This is a genomic window from Agrobacterium sp. SORGH_AS_0440, from assembly GCF_031453135.1.
GTDB classification, from domain to species: domain Bacteria; phylum Pseudomonadota; class Alphaproteobacteria; order Rhizobiales; family Rhizobiaceae; genus Agrobacterium; species Agrobacterium pusense.
In genome coordinates this window covers 2162941-2179897 of record NZ_JAVIYR010000002.1, presented here as the reverse complement: position 1 = coordinate 2179897, position 16957 = coordinate 2162941, and the positions used below count along the sequence as shown (strand labels likewise).

Annotated in this window: 20 protein-coding genes; 12 read left to right on the top strand and 8 right to left on the bottom strand. The window is 59.9% G+C overall.

What is annotated here, in order from left to right:
• Nucleotides 1-7 precede the first annotated feature (7 nt).
• The gene (mnmD, locus tag QE453_RS19970) at nucleotides 8-763 is read right to left on the bottom strand and encodes a tRNA (5-methylaminomethyl-2-thiouridine)(34)-methyltransferase MnmD (protein ID WP_022556762.1); all 756 of its coding nucleotides are present in this window, start codon (nucleotides 761-763) and stop codon (nucleotides 8-10) included.
• Between mnmD and QE453_RS19965 the strand changes: the two genes are divergently transcribed.
• From QE453_RS19965 to QE453_RS19925, 9 genes are all read left to right on the top strand, one after another.
• Entirely contained in the window at nucleotides 762-1976 is a 1215-nt protein-coding gene (locus QE453_RS19965) for an FAD-binding oxidoreductase (RefSeq protein WP_034498736.1), read from the top strand. The two genes, mnmD and QE453_RS19965, sit on opposite strands and share 2 nt — an antisense overlap.
• 96 nt (nucleotides 1977-2072) lie before the next feature.
• On the top strand, nucleotides 2073-2780 hold the full coding sequence (locus QE453_RS19960; protein WP_004443119.1) for a DUF1045 domain-containing protein: 708 nt from the start codon (nucleotides 2073-2075) through the stop codon (nucleotides 2778-2780).
• A 200-nt stretch (nucleotides 2781-2980) separates the two neighbouring features.
• Nucleotides 2981-3904 (top strand): allantoinase PuuE, encoded by a 924-nt coding sequence (gene puuE, locus QE453_RS19955; protein ID WP_174150260.1) that lies wholly within the window; start codon nucleotides 2981-2983, stop codon nucleotides 3902-3904.
• Complete coding sequence (uraD, locus tag QE453_RS19950) at nucleotides 3904-4401, top strand: 2-oxo-4-hydroxy-4-carboxy-5-ureidoimidazoline decarboxylase (protein WP_006699599.1); 498 nt, start codon at nucleotides 3904-3906, stop codon at nucleotides 4399-4401. The genes puuE and uraD overlap by 1 nt, the downstream gene beginning before the upstream one ends.
• 49 nt (nucleotides 4402-4450) lie before the next feature.
• Nucleotides 4451-4741, top strand: a complete 291-nt coding sequence (locus QE453_RS19945; protein WP_004443113.1) for a nucleotidyltransferase family protein — start codon at nucleotides 4451-4453, stop codon at nucleotides 4739-4741.
• Complete coding sequence (locus QE453_RS19940; protein WP_035211918.1) at nucleotides 4738-5100, top strand: DUF86 domain-containing protein; 363 nt, start codon at nucleotides 4738-4740, stop codon at nucleotides 5098-5100. The genes QE453_RS19945 and QE453_RS19940 overlap by 4 nt, the downstream gene beginning before the upstream one ends.
• A 3-nt stretch (nucleotides 5101-5103) precedes the next feature.
• Nucleotides 5104-5604, top strand: a complete 501-nt coding sequence (locus QE453_RS19935; RefSeq protein ID WP_309777805.1) for an ureidoglycolate lyase — start codon at nucleotides 5104-5106, stop codon at nucleotides 5602-5604.
• A complete protein-coding gene (uraH, locus tag QE453_RS19930) occupies nucleotides 5601-5957 on the top strand; it encodes a hydroxyisourate hydrolase (RefSeq protein WP_037089711.1) in 357 nt (118 codons plus the stop codon). Before QE453_RS19935 ends, uraH begins: the two co-directional genes overlap by 4 nt.
• Before the next feature lie 5 nt (nucleotides 5958-5962).
• Nucleotides 5963-6706 carry a metallophosphoesterase family protein gene (locus tag QE453_RS19925; RefSeq protein ID WP_309777803.1) on the top strand — a complete coding sequence of 248 codons (744 nt, stop codon included), beginning with the start codon at nucleotides 5963-5965 and terminating at the stop codon, nucleotides 6704-6706.
• 3 nt (nucleotides 6707-6709) lie between these two features.
• Here the strand turns inward: QE453_RS19925 and QE453_RS19920 are convergent, their stop codons facing one another.
• On the bottom strand, nucleotides 6710-7981 hold the full coding sequence (locus tag QE453_RS19920) for a D-alanyl-D-alanine carboxypeptidase (RefSeq protein WP_072494733.1): 1272 nt from the start codon (nucleotides 7979-7981) through the stop codon (nucleotides 6710-6712).
• 189 nt (nucleotides 7982-8170) lie between these two features.
• Here QE453_RS19920 and QE453_RS19915 point away from each other — a divergent pair, with 189 nt between their 5' ends.
• Both QE453_RS19915 and QE453_RS19910 read left to right on the top strand, forming a co-directional pair.
• The gene (locus tag QE453_RS19915) at nucleotides 8171-8749 is read left to right on the top strand and encodes a TetR/AcrR family transcriptional regulator (RefSeq protein WP_080822963.1); all 579 of its coding nucleotides are present in this window, start codon (nucleotides 8171-8173) and stop codon (nucleotides 8747-8749) included.
• 2 nt (nucleotides 8750-8751) lie between these two features.
• Nucleotides 8752-9096 (top strand): multidrug efflux SMR transporter, encoded by a 345-nt coding sequence (locus QE453_RS19910; RefSeq protein ID WP_004443106.1) that lies wholly within the window; start codon nucleotides 8752-8754, stop codon nucleotides 9094-9096.
• A gap of 203 nt (nucleotides 9097-9299) precedes the next feature.
• On the opposite strand, the gene QE453_RS19905 is transcribed toward QE453_RS19910, so the two are convergent.
• The 4 genes from QE453_RS19905 to puuD all read right to left on the bottom strand — a co-directional run bounded on the left by QE453_RS19905 (nucleotide 9300) and on the right by puuD (nucleotide 14107).
• Entirely contained in the window at nucleotides 9300-10433 is a 1134-nt protein-coding gene (locus QE453_RS19905) for an alpha-hydroxy acid oxidase (RefSeq protein ID WP_004443103.1), read from the bottom strand.
• A gap of 80 nt (nucleotides 10434-10513) precedes the next feature.
• Nucleotides 10514-11233: a sulfite exporter TauE/SafE family protein gene (locus tag QE453_RS19900; protein WP_112635546.1), complete on the bottom strand. Its 720-nt coding sequence runs from the start codon at nucleotides 11231-11233 to the stop codon at nucleotides 10514-10516.
• A 304-nt stretch (nucleotides 11234-11537) separates the two neighbouring features.
• Complete coding sequence (gene guaD / locus QE453_RS19895) at nucleotides 11538-12848, bottom strand: guanine deaminase (RefSeq protein WP_044459632.1); 1311 nt, start codon at nucleotides 12846-12848, stop codon at nucleotides 11538-11540.
• Nucleotides 12845-14107 (bottom strand): urate hydroxylase PuuD, encoded by a 1263-nt coding sequence (gene puuD, locus QE453_RS19890; RefSeq protein ID WP_173614791.1) that lies wholly within the window; start codon nucleotides 14105-14107, stop codon nucleotides 12845-12847. Before puuD ends, guaD begins: the two co-directional genes overlap by 4 nt.
• A gap of 473 nt (nucleotides 14108-14580) precedes the next feature.
• Here puuD and QE453_RS19885 point away from each other — a divergent pair, with 473 nt between their 5' ends.
• Nucleotides 14581-14919 carry a hypothetical protein gene (locus tag QE453_RS19885; RefSeq protein ID WP_006699610.1) on the top strand — a complete coding sequence of 113 codons (339 nt, stop codon included), beginning with the start codon at nucleotides 14581-14583 and terminating at the stop codon, nucleotides 14917-14919.
• Here QE453_RS19885 and QE453_RS19880 read toward each other — a convergent pair.
• Complete coding sequence (locus tag QE453_RS19880) at nucleotides 14895-15824, bottom strand: LysR substrate-binding domain-containing protein (RefSeq protein ID WP_309777801.1); 930 nt, start codon at nucleotides 15822-15824, stop codon at nucleotides 14895-14897. The two genes, QE453_RS19885 and QE453_RS19880, sit on opposite strands and share 25 nt — an antisense overlap.
• Nucleotides 15825-16061: 237 nt before the next feature.
• Nucleotides 16062-16916 (bottom strand): xanthine dehydrogenase accessory protein XdhC, encoded by an 855-nt coding sequence (gene xdhC / locus QE453_RS19875; RefSeq protein ID WP_006699611.1) that lies wholly within the window; start codon nucleotides 16914-16916, stop codon nucleotides 16062-16064.
• Between the last annotated feature and the right edge of the window lie 41 nt (nucleotides 16917-16957).

Here is a 16957-nt window from a genome sequence, read left to right as displayed (position 1 = left end):
GTTTTGGTCAAACCGGGGGCCTGGTGCCGCAGAGCATTTCCCGTTTTCCTGCGAAACCCTTGCGTCGTTCCACATCAAAACCGGCGGCGATGAGATTGCGGCGGACGAAGCCTGCGGCGGCATAGGTGGCGAAGGTGCCTGCCGGCGCCGTCCTGGCGAACAGTGCCTGCATGATCTCCAGCGACCACATGTCCGGGTTGCGCGCAGGTGCGAAACCATCCAGGAACCAGGCATCGAAGGTTTCGTGGCTGTTGGAAATACCGGCGAGCGCCTCGCCGCAGACCACCGTCAGGCGTGTTTCACCATCGAGTTCAATCTCCACCTTCCCCTTCGGTTCGGCGGGCCAGAGGGCGGTGAGCGCCCTGCGTTCGGCGTCCACCTCCGGCCAGCGGCAAAGTGCCCGGCCGATCTCGTCCGCCTTCATCGGGTAGAGTTCGAAGGAGATGAAATGCAACGTGGAGCGGCCGTTGCGGACCTCTTTCCATTGGCGCCATGTCTCGCACAGATTGAGCCCGGTGCCGAAGCCCAGTTCCCCGATGCGGAAGACGCCTTCGCGTTCCCGCCAGCGTTGCGGCAGGCCGTTTCCTGACAGGAAGACGTGGCCACATTCCAGCCTGCCATCCGTCTGGCAATAAAAATGGTCGTCAAAAGCCAGCGAATAGGGCATATCCCCGTCACGCCAGTCGAGTGCAGTGTGGGTTTCGCCGGTTGCCGAACCGGCCTGTGCGCCAGTCTCTCTGATAGTGTCGTTGGAATCTTTCATGGCTAAAGCCGATAATCCCGCTTTCGAACAGGGTCAATCACCAAGAACGCCTTTGCCTGCTTCCGTCCCTCTCCTGATCGTCGGGGGTGGTATCATGGGTCTATGGGCTGCGGTTAAGGCGGAACGGCTCGGCATCGATACGTTGCTGGTGGAGGCGGACCACCCCGGTGGCGGCGCGAGTGGCGGGCTGCTCGGCGCGCTGATGCCTCATATGCCGGACCGCTGGTCGGACAAGAAGCAGTTCCAGTTCGCCGCCCTCGTGGCGCTGGAAAAAGAGATCGCCGGGCTGGAGGCGGAAACGGGGCTTTCCGCCGGTTATCGCCGCTCTGGCCGGATCATCCCATTGCCGAAGCCGCATCTGCGTCCCATCGCCGAGCGGCATGAAAGGGATGCGCAGGAGAACTGGGTCTCGGGTGAGCGCCGGTTCCATTGGCATGTCGGTGACAGCCCTGCGGTTGCGGGCTGGGTGGATGACGCGGCTGGCGCAGCGGGTTTCGTGTTCGATACGCTGGCGGCGCGGGTGGCTCCGCGTGCAATGATTGCGCTTCTTTCGGCATTTCTCGGCAAGGCGCGGCATGTGCGGTTGATCAAGGGTTGCCGCGTCCTTTCGCTTGACGCGGAGACAGGCCGGGCGGCGCTGTCTTCGGGTGACGAGGTCGTGTTCGGCCACGCCGTGATCGCCAACGGACATCGATCCTTTCCCCTGATCCGGGACGCACTGGGTCTCGACACCGGCCTGGTGCTCGGGCAGCCGGTGAAGGGGCAGGCGGCGCTGCTCGACGCGGCAGTCGATCCGGCCATGCCTGTGGTGTTCCTGAACGGTCTTTACATCGTGCCGCACGAAGACGGAACGGTCGCCATCGGCAGTACCAGCGAAGATTGTTTTTCCGACCCATTCGATACGGATGAGAAGCTGGAAAAACTGCTTGCGGATGCGGCTGCGATTGTCCCCTGCCTTGGCGGGGCGCCGGTTCTCGAACGCTGGGCCGGGCTGCGGCCGAAGGCTGCGGGCAGAGACCCCATGGTGGGAACGGTTGCCGGTCACCCGAAGCTTGTGGCATTGACGGGCGGCTTCAAGGTGAGCTTCGGTCTTGCCCATTCTCTTGCCGATGCCGCGCTACAGGCCGTCTGCGGAAAGGCACCGGACGTGCCACGGAGTTTCCAGCTTCAAGAACACGTGAACATAGCCATGGCGGGCATCGGAAAGTTCTGACCAGACCGCTTACGTCGTTAATCTGTCACGCAAATCACTTATTTGCTGGCCTGCAACGAGGCAGGTTTGTCCGCTTTTGCGGCGAGGTGACAGCGCATGCGATACGCCATTCATTTCACGCCTTCCCCCAATGACCCCCTGACGCAGGTAGCCGCTGCGTGGCTGGGGCGCGATGCCTATTCCGGTCAGGCGGTTGAGCCGCCCGGTATGATCGATCTTGGCATGCAGGAGATTTCCTATCACACGGCCCTGCCGCGTCGGTATGGTTTCCATGGCACCATCAAGGCTCCTTTCCGCCTTGCCGAGGGTCAGTCCGAAGCGGCGCTCCTGCGCGACCTGATGTATTTTTCCGGCAGGCAGGAACCCTTTCCGTTGCCGCAACTTGTGGTGGCGAGGCATGACAATGTCTTCAGCCTCGTCCCCGAACGGCCCTGTGAAGTGCTGCATTTTTTCGCGGCCCGCGTCGTGCAGGAATTCGACCGTTACCGGGCGCCTCTCACAGAGGCGGAGATCGAGCGTGCCGATCCGGACCGGCTGTCGGCCTCGCAGCTCACCAATCTGCACCGCTGGGGCAGCCCGCATGTGATGGACGAGTTCCGGTTCCAGATGTCGTTGACCGGCGGTGTGGAACCTGCCAGCAGCCAGAGGATCGAGCGGGCCGTGCGCAAGGTGTTCGAGCCGCTGCTGTCCCGGTCCCTGCAATTTTCCAGCCTTGCGCTCTTCATCGAGGATGAGCCGGGAGCGCCTTTCCGGGTGCACTCGCTTCATCCCATGGGCCGCGTTTCCGCCCGCAAGATTGCCTGACTCGCGCGTCATCATAATCGTATACAAAAAAGCTTCGGAATGTCGGCAAAATTGATCTCGACATTCCGTATGCGAATGCTACCGTTCGACATCGCATATTCGAAGTGCGCTGCGTCATCCGTCTGGATCAGGCATCTTCGAAGTTCTGTTTGTGTCTCCGAAATCGGTTGCCGATTGGGAGAGATGGTCTGGGTGGCTGAATGATTTCCGAAAACTACTCCCGCAATCTGGTGGGCTATGGCCGCAATGTTCCCGATCCGAAATGGCCGGGCGGTGCGCACATTGCCGTGCAATTCGTCATCAATTACGAAGAGGGCGGCGAGAGTTGCATTCTCGACAATGACAAGGCGTCGGAATCGCTGCTGTCGGAAATCGTCGGCGCCCAGCCCTGGCCTGGCCAGCGCAACCTGAACATGGAATCGATCTATGAATATGGCTCGCGCGCCGGCTTCTGGCGGCTGTGGCGCATGTTCACCGGGCTTGGCGTCACCACCACCGTTTACGGCGTGACCGCAGCCATGGCCCGCAACCCGGAAGCGGTTGCGGCGATGAAGGAAGCGGGTTGGGAAATCGCCAGCCACGGATACCGCTGGCTGGAATACAAGGATTTTTCCGAGGAGGAAGAGCGTAAGCACATCGTCGAAGCGGTCCGTCTGCACACGGAGGTCACCGGCGAACGTCCCTATGGCATGTATCAGGGCAAGCCCTCGGACAATACGCTGCGGCTTGTCATGGAGGAGGGTGGTTTTCTCTATTCGTCGGACTCCTATGCCGACGATCTGCCCTATTGGGTGAAGGGTGTGAAGGATGAGCCTTTCCTGATCATTCCCTACACGCTTGAGACCAACGACATGCGGTTTGCCACGCCGCAGGGCTTCAATTCCGGCGACCAGTTCTTCACCTATCTGAAGGACGCTTTCGACGTGCTTTATCAGGAAGGTGTCGAAGGTGCGCCGAAGATGATGAGTGTCGGCCTGCATTGTCGTCTTGTCGGCCGTCCGGGTCGCGCAGCGGCACTTCGCCGCTTCATCGAATATGTGCTTGGCCACGAAAAGGTGTGGATCCCGCAGCGCATCGAGATCGCCCGTCACTGGCATGAGCATCACAAGCCGGAGGCGCTTTGATGCTGACGCGTGAGGACTTCGTTACCCGTTTTGGCGGCGTGTTCGAACATTCGCCATTCATTGCCGAGCGGGCCTATGACGCTGGTGGGGCCGGCCTGGAACTGACGGCGAAGGCGGTTCATGCCGCGCTTAGCGCGCAGTTTCGCGCGGCTTCCGAGGCGGAAAGGCTTGGCGTTTTGCGGGCGCATCCCGATCTTGCCGGGAAGCTGGCAATTGCCGGCGAGTTGACGGCAGACAGCCGCAACGAACAGGCCGGTGCCGGGCTCGATAGGCTTACCCCGGAAGAGCACGCCCGTTTTACCGAATTGAACAGCGCCTATACCGATAAATTCGGTTTTCCTTTCATCATCGCGGTCAAGGGGCTGAACAGGCACGATATACTCTCGGCCTTCGAGACACGCATAGGTAACGGCGCAGCCGAAGAATTCGCGACCGCCACGGCGCAGGTTGAAAAGATCGCCTGGCTTCGTCTTTGCGCAATGCTGCCGGAGGGATGATTGGCGCGTTGCGACCATTCTGCTAGAATCGCGCCGTTTGGAGATGACGATGAGACCTTCCGAGGTGCTGGAAAAGAACAGGGAAGCGATCCGCGAAGCGACGAAACGCTTCAATGCGGCAAATCCCCGCGTGTTCGGCTCCGTCGCCCGCGGCGAGGACAGGCCGGACAGCGATCTCGACATTCTGGTGGACGCGCTGCCGGGTACGACGCTGTTTGATCTCGGCGGTTTGCTGGAGGAACTGAAGACGATGCTTGGTGTCGAGGTCGATGTCGTCACCTCGGGCGGCTTGCATTCGGATATTCGGGCGCGCGTTCTGAAGGAAGCCAAAGCGGTATGAGTACGGATCGGCTTCTGCTCTATCTGAAAGAGATCGATGTTGCTGCTTCCAGGATACGGGATTTCATTCAGGATATGGATGAGGCCGCTTTTTCTTCCGACACGCGCACGCAGATGGCGGTGATGATGGGTCTTGCCCTGATTGGCGCGGCGGTCGCCAAGCTCGACAGGCACTACCCAGCGTTTTTACAGCAGCACCCGGAAATCCCCTGGATCAAGATGAAGGGTATGCGCAATCTGATCGTGCATGATTACTTCCGAGCAGAACTCTCGGTCGTCTGGAAAACGATAACGCAGAGTATTCCGGATTTGCAGGCGCGCCTCTCCCTTCTCCGAAACTGGCATGCCCAAGGTGAATGACATTTGACTGATTTTCTCAACATACAACCTCTTACCAAGGAGGCGTTTGCCTCCTTCGGCGACGTGATCGAAACAACACCTTCTTCCATGCGGTACATCAATGGCGGCCAGACGGAGCGGCATCATGCGCTCGCAGCGCCGGAGGCGGCAGGCGAGGGGGCACGTGTGATCCTCAATATCTTCCGCGGGCAGCCGCGCGCCTTTCCGCATGAAATCGAGATGATGGAGCGGCATCCGCTCGGCAGCCAGAGTTTTTCGCCGCTTTCCGGCCGGCCCTTCCTCGTGGTCGTTGCCGAAGACGATGGCGGCCGGCCGGGGCGGCCTCGGGTGTTTCTGGCGCGGGGCGATCAGGGCGTGAATTACCGCCGCAATGTCTGGCACTATCCGCTGATGCCGTTGCAGGCGGTTTCGGATTTTCTGGTTGCCGACCGTGACGGGCCGGGCAACAATCTGGAAGAGTATTTTTTCGACAGGCCCTATGCAATCGCGGAGCCCAGCCTATGACCGGTCTGACAACCCATGTTCTCGACGCCGCGCACGGCACGCCTGCCGAGGGGCTGGTGATCGATCTCTACCGGCTCTCCGGTGATCGCCGTGACAAGCTGAAGACGGTGCAGACAAATGGCGACGGCCGTGTCGATGGCGGGCCGCTGCTCGTTGGCGACAGTTTCAGGGCCGGTGAGTATGAGCTGGTTTTCCATGCCGGCGATTATCTGCGAGGAAAGGGTGTCGTGCTTCCGAAGCCGGCCTTCCTCGATATTATCCCGATCCGTTTCGGCATTGCCGATGAGAGCGGTCATTACCATGTGCCCTTGCTGCTCTCGCCTTATAGCTATTCCACCTATCGAGGAAGCTGACACCGATGATCTTTGCCGCCATTGCCGATATTCACGGAAACTGCGCCGCGCTGGAGGCGGTGCTTGAGGATATCGCCAGGCTCGGTATCGAGGACATTGTCAATCTCGGCGATTGTTTCAGCGGTCCGCTGGAGGCCGGTTTTACCGGCGACATGCTGGTCGGCAACTGGATTCCCAGCATCCGCGGCAATCACGACCGGGAACTGATCGAGCGTGCGCCGGAGGAGATGGGGAGCTGGGAAAGGCCCGCCGATGCGCAGCTGAGCACTGCGCACCGGGACTGGTTGCAAACTCTTCCGTTCAGCATGGTGTTCAAGGACGTCGCTTATTGCTGTCATGGTTCGCCCCGTGACGATCTGGAATATTGGCTGGAAACGCTGTCGCCTGAAGGTGTCCTGAAATTGCGGCCTCTGGCCGAAATCGAAGCCATGGCTGAGGGTATCACGCAGCCGCTGATGCTTTGCGGCCATACCCATATCCCACGCGCCGTGCAGCTTTCAGATGGCCGGCTGATCGTCAATCCGGGCAGCGTCGGCTGTCCTGGGTGGAGGGACGATACGCCTTTCGATCACCACGTTGAGGCCGGTCACCCGCTCGCCACCTATGCGGTTCTCGAAGAAACCGCACGCGGCTGGCAGGTCTATTTCCGCAATATCCGTTACGACAACCTGGCCATGTCCGAAATGGCTCGGGTCAACGGTATTCCTTATCTGGCCGATGCGTTGGAAAACGGCTGGCTGAAGCGCTAGGGATCACCCCTCGCTGGTCATCACCACACATGCATAAGAGCGTGCCTTCAGCGCCTTGCAGGCGGAGACTGCCGAGGACTGGTCTTCGAAGCCGGTGAAGCGGGCTCTGTAGAGCGTCGCCGATCCGCTCTGCACGGCTTCGGTGTAGGGGGCGATGCCGGAATAGTTGCCGATATTGGAGCGCGCATTGGCGAGCAGCGAGCGGGCGGCGGCTTCGCTGTCGGTGGCGGCGATCTGCACCTCCCACCGGCTGCGCTGGCCGGAAGGGGCCGCGGCGGGAGCAGGCCGCGGGATGGCCGAGACCTGCATCATGTCCGCCACATCGGCGTTTGCGGTGGCAATCTGCATGGCAACCGGATCTGCCCGGCGCTCGGCGAACATCGGCAGCGGCACGGCAGCCGGCGGCACGGCGGCGGCAACATCGAAGGTGCGGCTGACATTGGCACTGGCGACGAGCTGTTCGGTGTTGCGGCCTCTCGATGCCTGCGGCACGGCCTTGTCGAGAAGTGCAGCCATCTGGGCATCGCGGCTGCGCGCGGTCTTGCCGCCCAGCACGACGCCGACGACGCGGCGGCCATTGTGATTGACTGCACTGACGAGATTGAAGCCGGAGGCGTTGGTATAGCCGGTCTTGATGCCATCCATCCCCTGATAACGATACATCAGATTGTTGTGGCCGCGGATGCGCTTTCCACGAAAATTGAAGGATTGCGTGGCGAAGAGACCGTATTCTTTGGGAAAATCCCGTTGCAAGGCAAGACCGAGCTTCGCCATGTCGCGTGCCGTCGTCACCTGAGACTTGTTGGGCAGGCCGGACGCGTTGCGGAAGACCGTTTTGGTCATGCCGAGCTGGCGGGCCTTGCGGGTCATCATCTCGGCGAACCGTGCCTCGGAGCCGCCGAGGTGATCGCCCATACCTTCGGCCATGTCATTGGCGGATTTGACGATCATGCCGTAGACGGCTTCGCGCACGGTGAAGGTCTGGCCCTGACGCACATAGAGCTTCGAGGGGATGACCGATGCCCCATTCTTGGACATGGTTATCTTCTGGTCCCAGCGAAGTTTGCCGGCATGCAGCGCCTCAAAGGTCAGGTAAAGCGTCATCATCTTGGTGAGCGAGGCGGGGTGGTTCAGCACATCGGCATTGCGGGCGGCCAGAACCTTGCCGGTATTGGCGTCCATGATGAAATGGGCATAGCCCGCCTGCGCCGGCGACGCATGGAGCGAGAGGATCGCGCAAAAGAAGGCGAGTGCAAAAATCCAGGCACCCGCCATTCCCCGTTTGATCATTCCCGACATAGTTCACCCCTTTTGTTCGATCGCCGCGCTGGGCAAAGTTTTACTGACACTTTCCGGCAACAAAACCGCTAAAACTTTAGAGATCGCTTTCATGCTTAATTAAGTATGAATTTCAACCCGACAGCTGCCCTCACAATTTCCTTGAAAAGAAACCAACCATCCGGTATGTTTTTTGGCATGACAAACGCTCATGAACGCAAGAAGCAGCCTGAGGTGGTGCGCCGCAATCTACTCGATTGCGCGGCGAAACTTGCTGCTGAGCAAGGGGTTGCAGCACTTTCCGTGCAGGCGGTGGCGGATGCGGCGGGAGTGACCAAGGGCGGGCTGTTTCACCATTTTCCTTCCAAGCAGGTGCTGCTCGAAGCCGTCATGACTGACCTTCTGGCGGCGCTGGACAACGAGATCGATGCGCTCATCTCACAGGATCGTGAAGCTTCTGGAAGCTTTACGCGGGCCTATGTGAACGCGGTTTTCTCTGATCGGGGCAGGGATTCGGGTCGGCAATGGGCAGCGATCTCGGTTTCCATGGTCGGCGAACGGTCGCTTCGGCGCATGTGGAACAGTTGGATCGAGGGTCGTCTTGTCCGTCATAAAGAAACGGATGACGGGGTGGTACTGGAGATGGTGCGGCTGGCTGCCGACGGCATCTGGTTTGCCGATCTGCTGGCCGACGACGGCAAAGCGGGTGGCGACAGGGCGGCTCTGAGGGCCCGGATGATCGCCCAGACGAAGAAGGATACCTGACGATGAATACCGCGGTCTTCACTTATGGCGCGCTTGTCGCAGCCATTGTCTGCGAGGTAATCGCCACCTCCTTCCTGCAGCAATCGCAGCAGTTCACCAGGCTGGTGCCGACAGTGCTGATGGCGTTGTTTTACGGTGCAGCCTTTTATCTTCTGTCGTTCACGCTGCGGGCGCTGCCGGTCGGCGTGGCCTACGCGATCTGGAGCGGGCTTGGCATCGTGCTGATTTCCGGCATCGGATATTTCGTGTTCCGCCAGACGCTGGATATTGCCGCCGTCATCGGCCTCGGCTTCATCATCACCGGCGTGGTGATCGTGAATGTATTTTCGAAGACGGTGGGGCATTGAGGGGCTGGGTGGTGTAGCGCGAAGGCTATACCGACCGCCTCATCCCGGCTTTGAGCCGGGATCCGGCGCGATCAAGTCTTTGATCGCGAGAGACTCTTTCGCGGCGCAGACGCGCCGCGGCTGGATGCCGGATCTAGTCCGGCATGACCGTAGAGAGGTCCGCGAGCTGTGGTTGCCATGCCGGAAGTTCTGCCCTTCTGACATCACGCCAGAATGCTGCGATCCACATCGGTAATCAGCCGCTTGCCGCAGAGCGCCATGCTGACATCCATTTCCTTGCGGATGATCTCGAGCGCTGTCGTCACGCCCTGCTTGCCATCCGCACCGAGGCCATAGAGAAAGGGCCGGCCGATATAGGTGCCCTTTGCGCCAAGCGCCACGGCCTTCAGCACATCCTGACCGGAGCGGATGCCGCCATCCATGTGCACCTCGACCCTGTCGCCAACGGCATCGACGATTTTCGGCAGCATGGCGATGGAGGAGTGCGCGCCGTCGAGCTGGCGGCCGCCATGGTTGGAGACGATGATGGCATCGGCGCCGGTATCGAGTGAAGCGCGGGCGTCTTCCTCGTCAAGAATGCCCTTGAGGATAAGTTTGCCGCCCCAGCGTTCCTTGATCCATTCAACGTCTTTCCAGGATAAACGCGGATCGAACTGCTCGGCCGTCCAGGAAGAGAGCGACGAGAGGTCGGAGACGTTCTTGGCGTGGCCGACGATGTTACCAAAGCTGCGGCGCTTGGTGCGCGCCATGTCCAGGCACCATTTGGGCCGGGTCGCCATCTGCCAGATGTGTTTCGGGGTGAATTTCGGCGGGGCCGAGAGGCCGTTGCGCAGATCCTTGTGCCGCTGGCCAAGGATCTGCAGGTCGAGCGTCAGCACCAGCGCCGAGCACCCGGCGGCCTTGGCGCGGTCAATGAGGTTGTTGACGAAGTCACGGTCCTTCATCACATAAAGCTGGAACCAGAAGGGTTTCGAAGTGACGGAGGCCACATCCTCGATGGAGCAGATGCTCATGGTGGAGAGCGTGAAAGGCACGCCGAATTCCTCCGCCGCCTTGGCAGCCAGCATTTCGCCATCGGCATGCTGCATGCCCGTAAGGCCCGTAGGGGAAAGCGCTACCGGCATCGAAACCTTCTCGCCGACCATTTCGGTGGCGAGCGATCGGTCGGTCATATCCACCAGCACGCGCTGGCGCAGCTTTATCTTGGCAAAATCATCCTCATTGGCGCGGTAGGTGCTTTCCGTCCATGCGCCGCTATCGGCATAGTCAAAAAACATTTTCGGCACACGGCGCTGCGCCTGGTTTTTCAGGTCAGCTATGGTCAGGATTTTGCCCATGGATAAAGCCTTCACATTTGAATGATGGCTTCACTTAACATGAATAGCAGGGTTGCGACATCGAAATCGTCATTGGTGTTTCACCAAAAAGCGCGCAGGGACAGTTCGCAGCCAAGTACGAGCAGGCAGATGAGGAACCAGCGCCGAAATGTCGCCGGGCTAACGATATGGCGGATTTTCTGGCCGAGCCACATGCCGAGAAGCGCTGGCAGGACGGCGAGTGCGGAAAGCGACAGATGCTCGACATGAAAAGCATTCTGAGAAGCGAGACCGGCGGCAAGTGCAAGGGTGGAAATGGTGAAGGAAAGGCCGAGTGCCTGCACCAGATCGTCTCGGCTAAAACCCAGCGATTGGATATAGGGCACTGCGGGTACGACGAAAATTCCGGTGCCGCCGGTGAGAAGGCCCGTCACCAGCCCCATGATGGGGGAGAGTTTTGGTTCCAGCCTTGCCGGTATTGAGATCGGTTTGGCAAGCAGGCTGTAGGCTGCGTAAACCGCGAGGCACAGGCCGAGCGCTGAGGTGGTCCAGACGCCGGTGCCCGCCGTCATCAGCCGGATGCCGATGAGGGTGCCGAGGGTGATAGCGATCATCATCGGCCATAGCCGCTTCACGATGGCCCGGAAATCAGGCCCGGCCAGCAATTGCCAGATATTGGTGATGAAGGAGGGCAGGATGAGCAGGCCGGCGGCGATGACTGGGGGCATGAAGAGGCCGAGCACGCCCATGGCAACAGTCGGCAGCCCCATGCCGGTCACGCCCTTGACGATGCCGGCAACGATAAATGTCGTGAGGATCATCAGCAGGGTGGTTGTGTCTAGGTTCGGCACCGGGCACTCCAGAGGTCATTCGCATTTCGTCCGAAATGGCGTCAGGCAATCATGTGGAGCGAGCGAGTGCCACTTGTCTCTTCTCCCCGCCGGGGAGAAGGTCGCGGCAGCGGGATGAGGGGGCAAGCTCTCCGAAATCCGGCAACGTTGCCTCCTCATCCGACCCTTCGGGCCACCTTCTCCCCGGGGGGAGAAGAAACTAGCGGCACACGCTCGATCCAATAGGTGACGGATGTAAACGAGTTAGCCGCTTTATGTTTCGGCCGCAGCCGAACTATGCCAGCACGCTCTTCATCGGCTGGCCGGCCACATAGGTCTCTACCACTGTGCGGTCGTCGCCCATGGTCAGCATCAGGAAGAGTTCTTCCGTGAGGCTTTTGACCACCTCCATCTTCAGGGCCATGGCTGACGTCGAGGAGGCGTTCAGCACCGTGATGTCGGCATCCGTGCCGGCCTCCAACGTGCCGATGCGGTCGACCATGGAGAGCGCTTCGGCATTACCACGGGTCATCAGATACCAGCTTTCCAGCGGGTTGAGACGTTCGCCCAGCAATTGCTGGATCTTGTACGCCTCGTCCATGGTGCGCAGCATGGAATAGCTCGATCCGCCGCCGATATCGGTGGCAACCGCGATACGAACAGGCTTTTCGCGCCTTTGCAGCTTTTTCATCGGGAAGAGGCCGGAGCCGATGAAGAGGTTCGATGTGGGGCAATGCACTGCCACCGCGCCGGTTTCCGACAGCACATCCGCCTCGCGATCGGACAAATGAATGGCATGGCCGAGAAGGGTCTTTTTGCCCATCAGGCCGTAACGCACATAGATGTCGGTGTAGTCGGTCGCTTCAGGGTAAAGCTCGCAGGTATATTTGATCTCGTCCAGATTTTCAGACAGATGCGTCTGGATGAAGAGATCGGGAAACTCCTGCGCCAGCGCCTGTGCTGCTTCCATCTGTTTCGGCGTGGAAGTGATGGCGAAGCGCGGGGTGATGGCGACGTGGTTGCGGCCCTTGCCGTGCCAGTCGGCGATGACCTGGCGTGTCTCGTCATAGGAAGTTTCCGGCGTATCCAGCAGGCCCTGCGGGGCATTGCGGTCCATCATCACCTTGCCGCCGACCATCAGCATGTTGCGCTTCATGGCTTCCGCGAAGAAGGCGTCGGCGGAGGTTTTGTGCACGGAGCAATAGGCGGCGGCCGTTGTCGTGCCGTGGCGCAGAAGCTCGTCGTAAAAATGCGTGGCGATGCGTTGAGCATGCGCGGTTTCGACGAAGCGGCATTCTTCCGGGAAGGTATAGGTGTTCAGCCATTCCAGCAGGTTGGCGGCATAGGAGCCGATGACCTGCATTTGCGGGAAATGCAGGTGCATGTCGATGAGGCCCGGCACGATAAGGTGCGGGCGGTGGTCCTTTTCCTCGACGTCTTCGGGTGCTGTCTTACGGATATCGGCGTATTCGCCGATGGCGGCGATCTTGCCGTCTTCGAGAAGCAGGCCGCCATCTTCAATATAGAGATAGCTTTGCGTATCGTCGATTGCGAGCGGCGCGCGGCGGAAGCTCAGCAGGCGGCCACGCAGCAGAACCAGGCTCATTCAGTCTTTCCTTCGGCTTTTCCAGCCCCGGAAACCGCACTTTCATACCATGCGGTCAGCACCTTGCGCTCATCCGGGGTGATGGCGGTGATGTTGCCGGGAGGCATGGCATGGCTGCGCCCGGCTTGCAAATAGATTTCACGCGCGTGGGCGGCGATCTGTTGGTCGGTTTCGAGCTTTACCGATTTCGGCGTGAAGGGCACGCCGTCCCACGCCGGCTCGGCGGCATGGCACATGGAACAGCGACCCTGAACGACGTCACGGGCCTTGGTAAAATGGGCATCGCTGACGAATTGCTGCTGCATGGGTGAGAGGGTGGCAGCCTTCTCTTCCTGTTCGCCGGTCAGCACTTTCGGCACGGTGGAAAGCCACATGATGACGATGAAGATGAGGGCGGTCGCAAGCCATGTCCATGTCGGCTTGCCCTTGCGGGCATGGGTGGTGTTGAACCAGTGGCGGATGGTGACGCCCATCAGGAACACCAGCGCTGCGATGATCCAGTTAAACTGCGTGGCAAAAGCCAGCGGATAATGGTTCGACAGCATGAAGAAGATGACGGGCAGCGTCAGGTAGTTGTTGTGCAGCGAGCGCTGTTTGGCGATGCGGCCATATTTCGGGTCCGGCGTTCGCCCGGCGATCAGGTCTGCGACGACGATCTTCTGGTTGGGGATGATGATGAAAAAGACGTTCGCCGACATGATGGTGGCGGTAAACGCACCCAGATGCAGGAAGGCGGCGCGACCGGTGAAGACCTGCGTGTAACCCCAGGCCATCGCCACCAGCGCGACATAAAGCACGATCATCAGGCCCCAGGTATTGTTGCCGAGCGGCGATTTGCAGAGGAAATCATAAAATAGCCAGCCGATGGCGAGCGATGCCAGCGACAGGGCGATGGCCTGGAACTGAGTGAGATCAAGCACGGAATGGTCGATGAGGAACAGGTCCGCGCCGCCATAATAAACGATGCAGAGCATGGCGAAGCCGGAAAGCCAGGTGACGTAGCTTTCCCATTTGAACCATGTCAGGTGCTCGGGCATCTGGGCAGGGGCGACCAGATATTTCTGGATGTGGTAAAAGCCGCCGCCATGCACCTGCCATTCCTCGCCATAGGCCCCCGGCGGCAGATGCGGCCGCTTGACCAGCCCGAGATCGAGCGCGATGAAATAAAAGGATGAGCCGATCCAGGCGATGGCGGTGATGACGTGGAGCCAGCGGACGGCAAAGGCCATCCATTCCCACGCAATGGCGTATTCGTACATGCGGTTCCCCTGATCCTTGTGCAGCGCACCTTGCGAGAAATTTGGCCTTTAGGGAAGGGAAAAGCAGAGACCTGGCAGAGATTGTTCACAATGCAAAGCGGTTGTGTCTGCAATCCTGGGCCGGTCCGTTCCGGCTGGGCGATCAAGCCCTCGAAAGCTGGAAACGGTCTATCCTGTCGTTGAGTTTGTGCTTAGCTGGCTAAGGCGACTCAGCTATGATCCTGTGTGCAGCCTGCTGATGTGTTAGAATATCAGGCTGTGGACTCTCGCGCCGATGCGCAGGGCTCCCATGACATGTTTCGCTGGCGGTTTTTCCGAAAGCGGGCGCTGCGAACCCTGGGCGGAGCAGATCAGGGGGCAGGTGTCGCAGTTCCCGGTGCCATTGTGTCCGGGTGTGAGTGATATGAGATTTTAAGTCAAGGGACGCAATGATCTTCCGGCTGCCGCCGTTGTTTTCAACGGAGACCGTGCCGATGCGCCTTGTTCTGACGGTTCTTTTTCTGCTTTTTGCATTCAGCGCCACCGCGCTTGCCCATGAATCCCACAAGGGATTCAAATATGAAAGCTACTGCTGCAACGGCGATGCCGAAACCGGCGACTGCCAGATGATCCCAACACGCAGCGTTCGGGTGACGTCTGATGGTTACGAGGTCTCGCTTGCGCCCGGCGATCACCGCATGGTCACGCGACGTCACGTTTTCAACTGGTCCCAGAGTCAGGCGCGTCGATCCGAAGACGGCGAGTACCACCTCTGTCTGTTTCCGGATGAGGATACGCCGCGGTGCTTTTATGCGCCGGATATGGGGTATTGAGGCTGCTGCTGCGGCCGGCTTTCCTCGATCCGCTTCAAAATCCAGTCGCGGAACAGCCTTATCTTGCGAATGTTCCGGCGGTTTTCGGGGTAGACCAGCCAGTAGTTCTTGCCCTCGCTGCTAAGATGCTCGAAGGGTTGATAAAGGCGGCCGAGCGCAATCTCATCGGCATAGAGTTCCGGGGTGAGCATGGCGACGCCCTGGCTGGCGATCGCCGCTGCGGCCTCGAAGGCCTGCACATTGAGACGGCTGCGGGGATAACGGTCGAGACCGGGATTTTCAACGCCCACTTCCTTGAACCACTGGCTCCACCAGATATCGCCGGGATCGATGATGCGCAGGCGCAGCAGATCTTCCGGGCGGTGCAATCCGCCGATGCTGTCAGCAAGACTTGGGTGCAGCATCGGCGTATAAACGCCGCGCAGCAGTTGATGGTAGATCAGCCCTTTACCGTTATCTTTGCTCCAGCGAATGGCGACATCGCAGTCTGATTGGGAAAAATCGATCAGTGAGCTCGATGTATCAAGCCGCACCGCGATTGAGGGATGTTCAAGCTGGAAAGCGCCCAGATGCCGAGAAAGCCAGCGCGACGCAAAGGTGGCGGTTGAGTGGATTGTCAGCGTTGCGTCGGGCGCGTCGCGCACGCTATCGACAGCCTCCTTTAAGGTATTAAAGGCTTCCGCAACTTTCGGCGCTAATTTTTCTCCAGCCTCGGTCAGCGAGACTTGCCGCGCCTTTCTTATGAAGAGCGGCTCTCCGATATTCTCCTCCAGCAATTTCACCTGATAGCTGACTGCCGTCTGCGTCATGCCCAATTCCTCGCCGGTCTTGGTGAAGCTCATGTGTCTTGCGGCGGCTTCGAACACCCGCAGGGCATTCAGGGGGAACTGGCGTGACATTTTCATGGATAAGTTCTCTTTATGCCAATTGCCGAAGGTTTCATTGGTTTTAATTCGGAAATCAGAGCATTTTTAGCGCAATTCATCAACTGAGCTTCTGACATTTTTGAACGGAGACGAACATGCGCACAGCACTCTTGCGCGCGTGGTCCCGCCTGCGCGCGGGCCTGCGGACAGCGGAACGGTTTACCCTTGACAGCCTCCAACCCGACAATCTGGCGGATGAAAGCCTGCCGGACGCGCTCAAGCGAGATCTAGGCCTTGAGGATGGCCGTATTGATTACCGCTGCGGCGGGTTTCGGCAGCGGAAAATGCTTGAAGCAACTCGGCTGCCACAAGGGCCGCTATAACGGCGGGACGCTTGTCCCTGACGCTGCTGCCGCCGATGGGTAGGATGAGTTTCGCAAGAAGGGAAGGCGGCTCGTCTTCCCGCTCCAGCCAATGGGCAAAGGTAGCGCGTTTGGTCTTCGAGCCGATCATGCCGACATAGGCGAGATCGTTGCGAGCGAGCGCCTCCTTCGCGATCATGAAATCGAGTGCATGATCGTGGGTGACGATGACCGCGGCCCCATTTGCCGGGATTTTCCGAACGAATGCCTCCGGCATGGGGGTGAGTATGGACGCCGCTGCCGACGGAAGATCGCGCAGTTCGTTTTCGCGTGTTTCGATCACGGTCAGGGTCAGGGGCAGCAGCGACAGGGCCTCAGCCAGCGCCTTGCCCACGTGGCCGGCACCAAAAATGAAAACGGCGGGCTGCTGCTCGGCTTCGCCCTTCTGCCTTGCCTCAAGCGCGGCGGCAATATCCGCCGTGACCAGCCGAAAGCGCAGGAGGGTGCGCCCGCCGCAGCATTGGCCGATTTCGGGGCCGAGCGGTATATCCATGCGGTCTTCGGCAACACCGCTGCGCAGCATGGCGCGGGCATGGTCTATCGCCATATATTCGAACTGGCCGCCGCCGATGGTTTCCCAGATGGCCTCCTGGCTGACCAGCATGAAGGTGCCGGCCTCGCGCGGTGACGAGCCTTTCACGGCTTCGATTTCCACGAGGATTGTGGAGGTGTAGCGGGCGAGGAAAGTGGAGAGGGAGGCGTCAGGCATTGGGGCTGGCCCCCTCATCCGGCGCTGCGCGCCACCTTCTC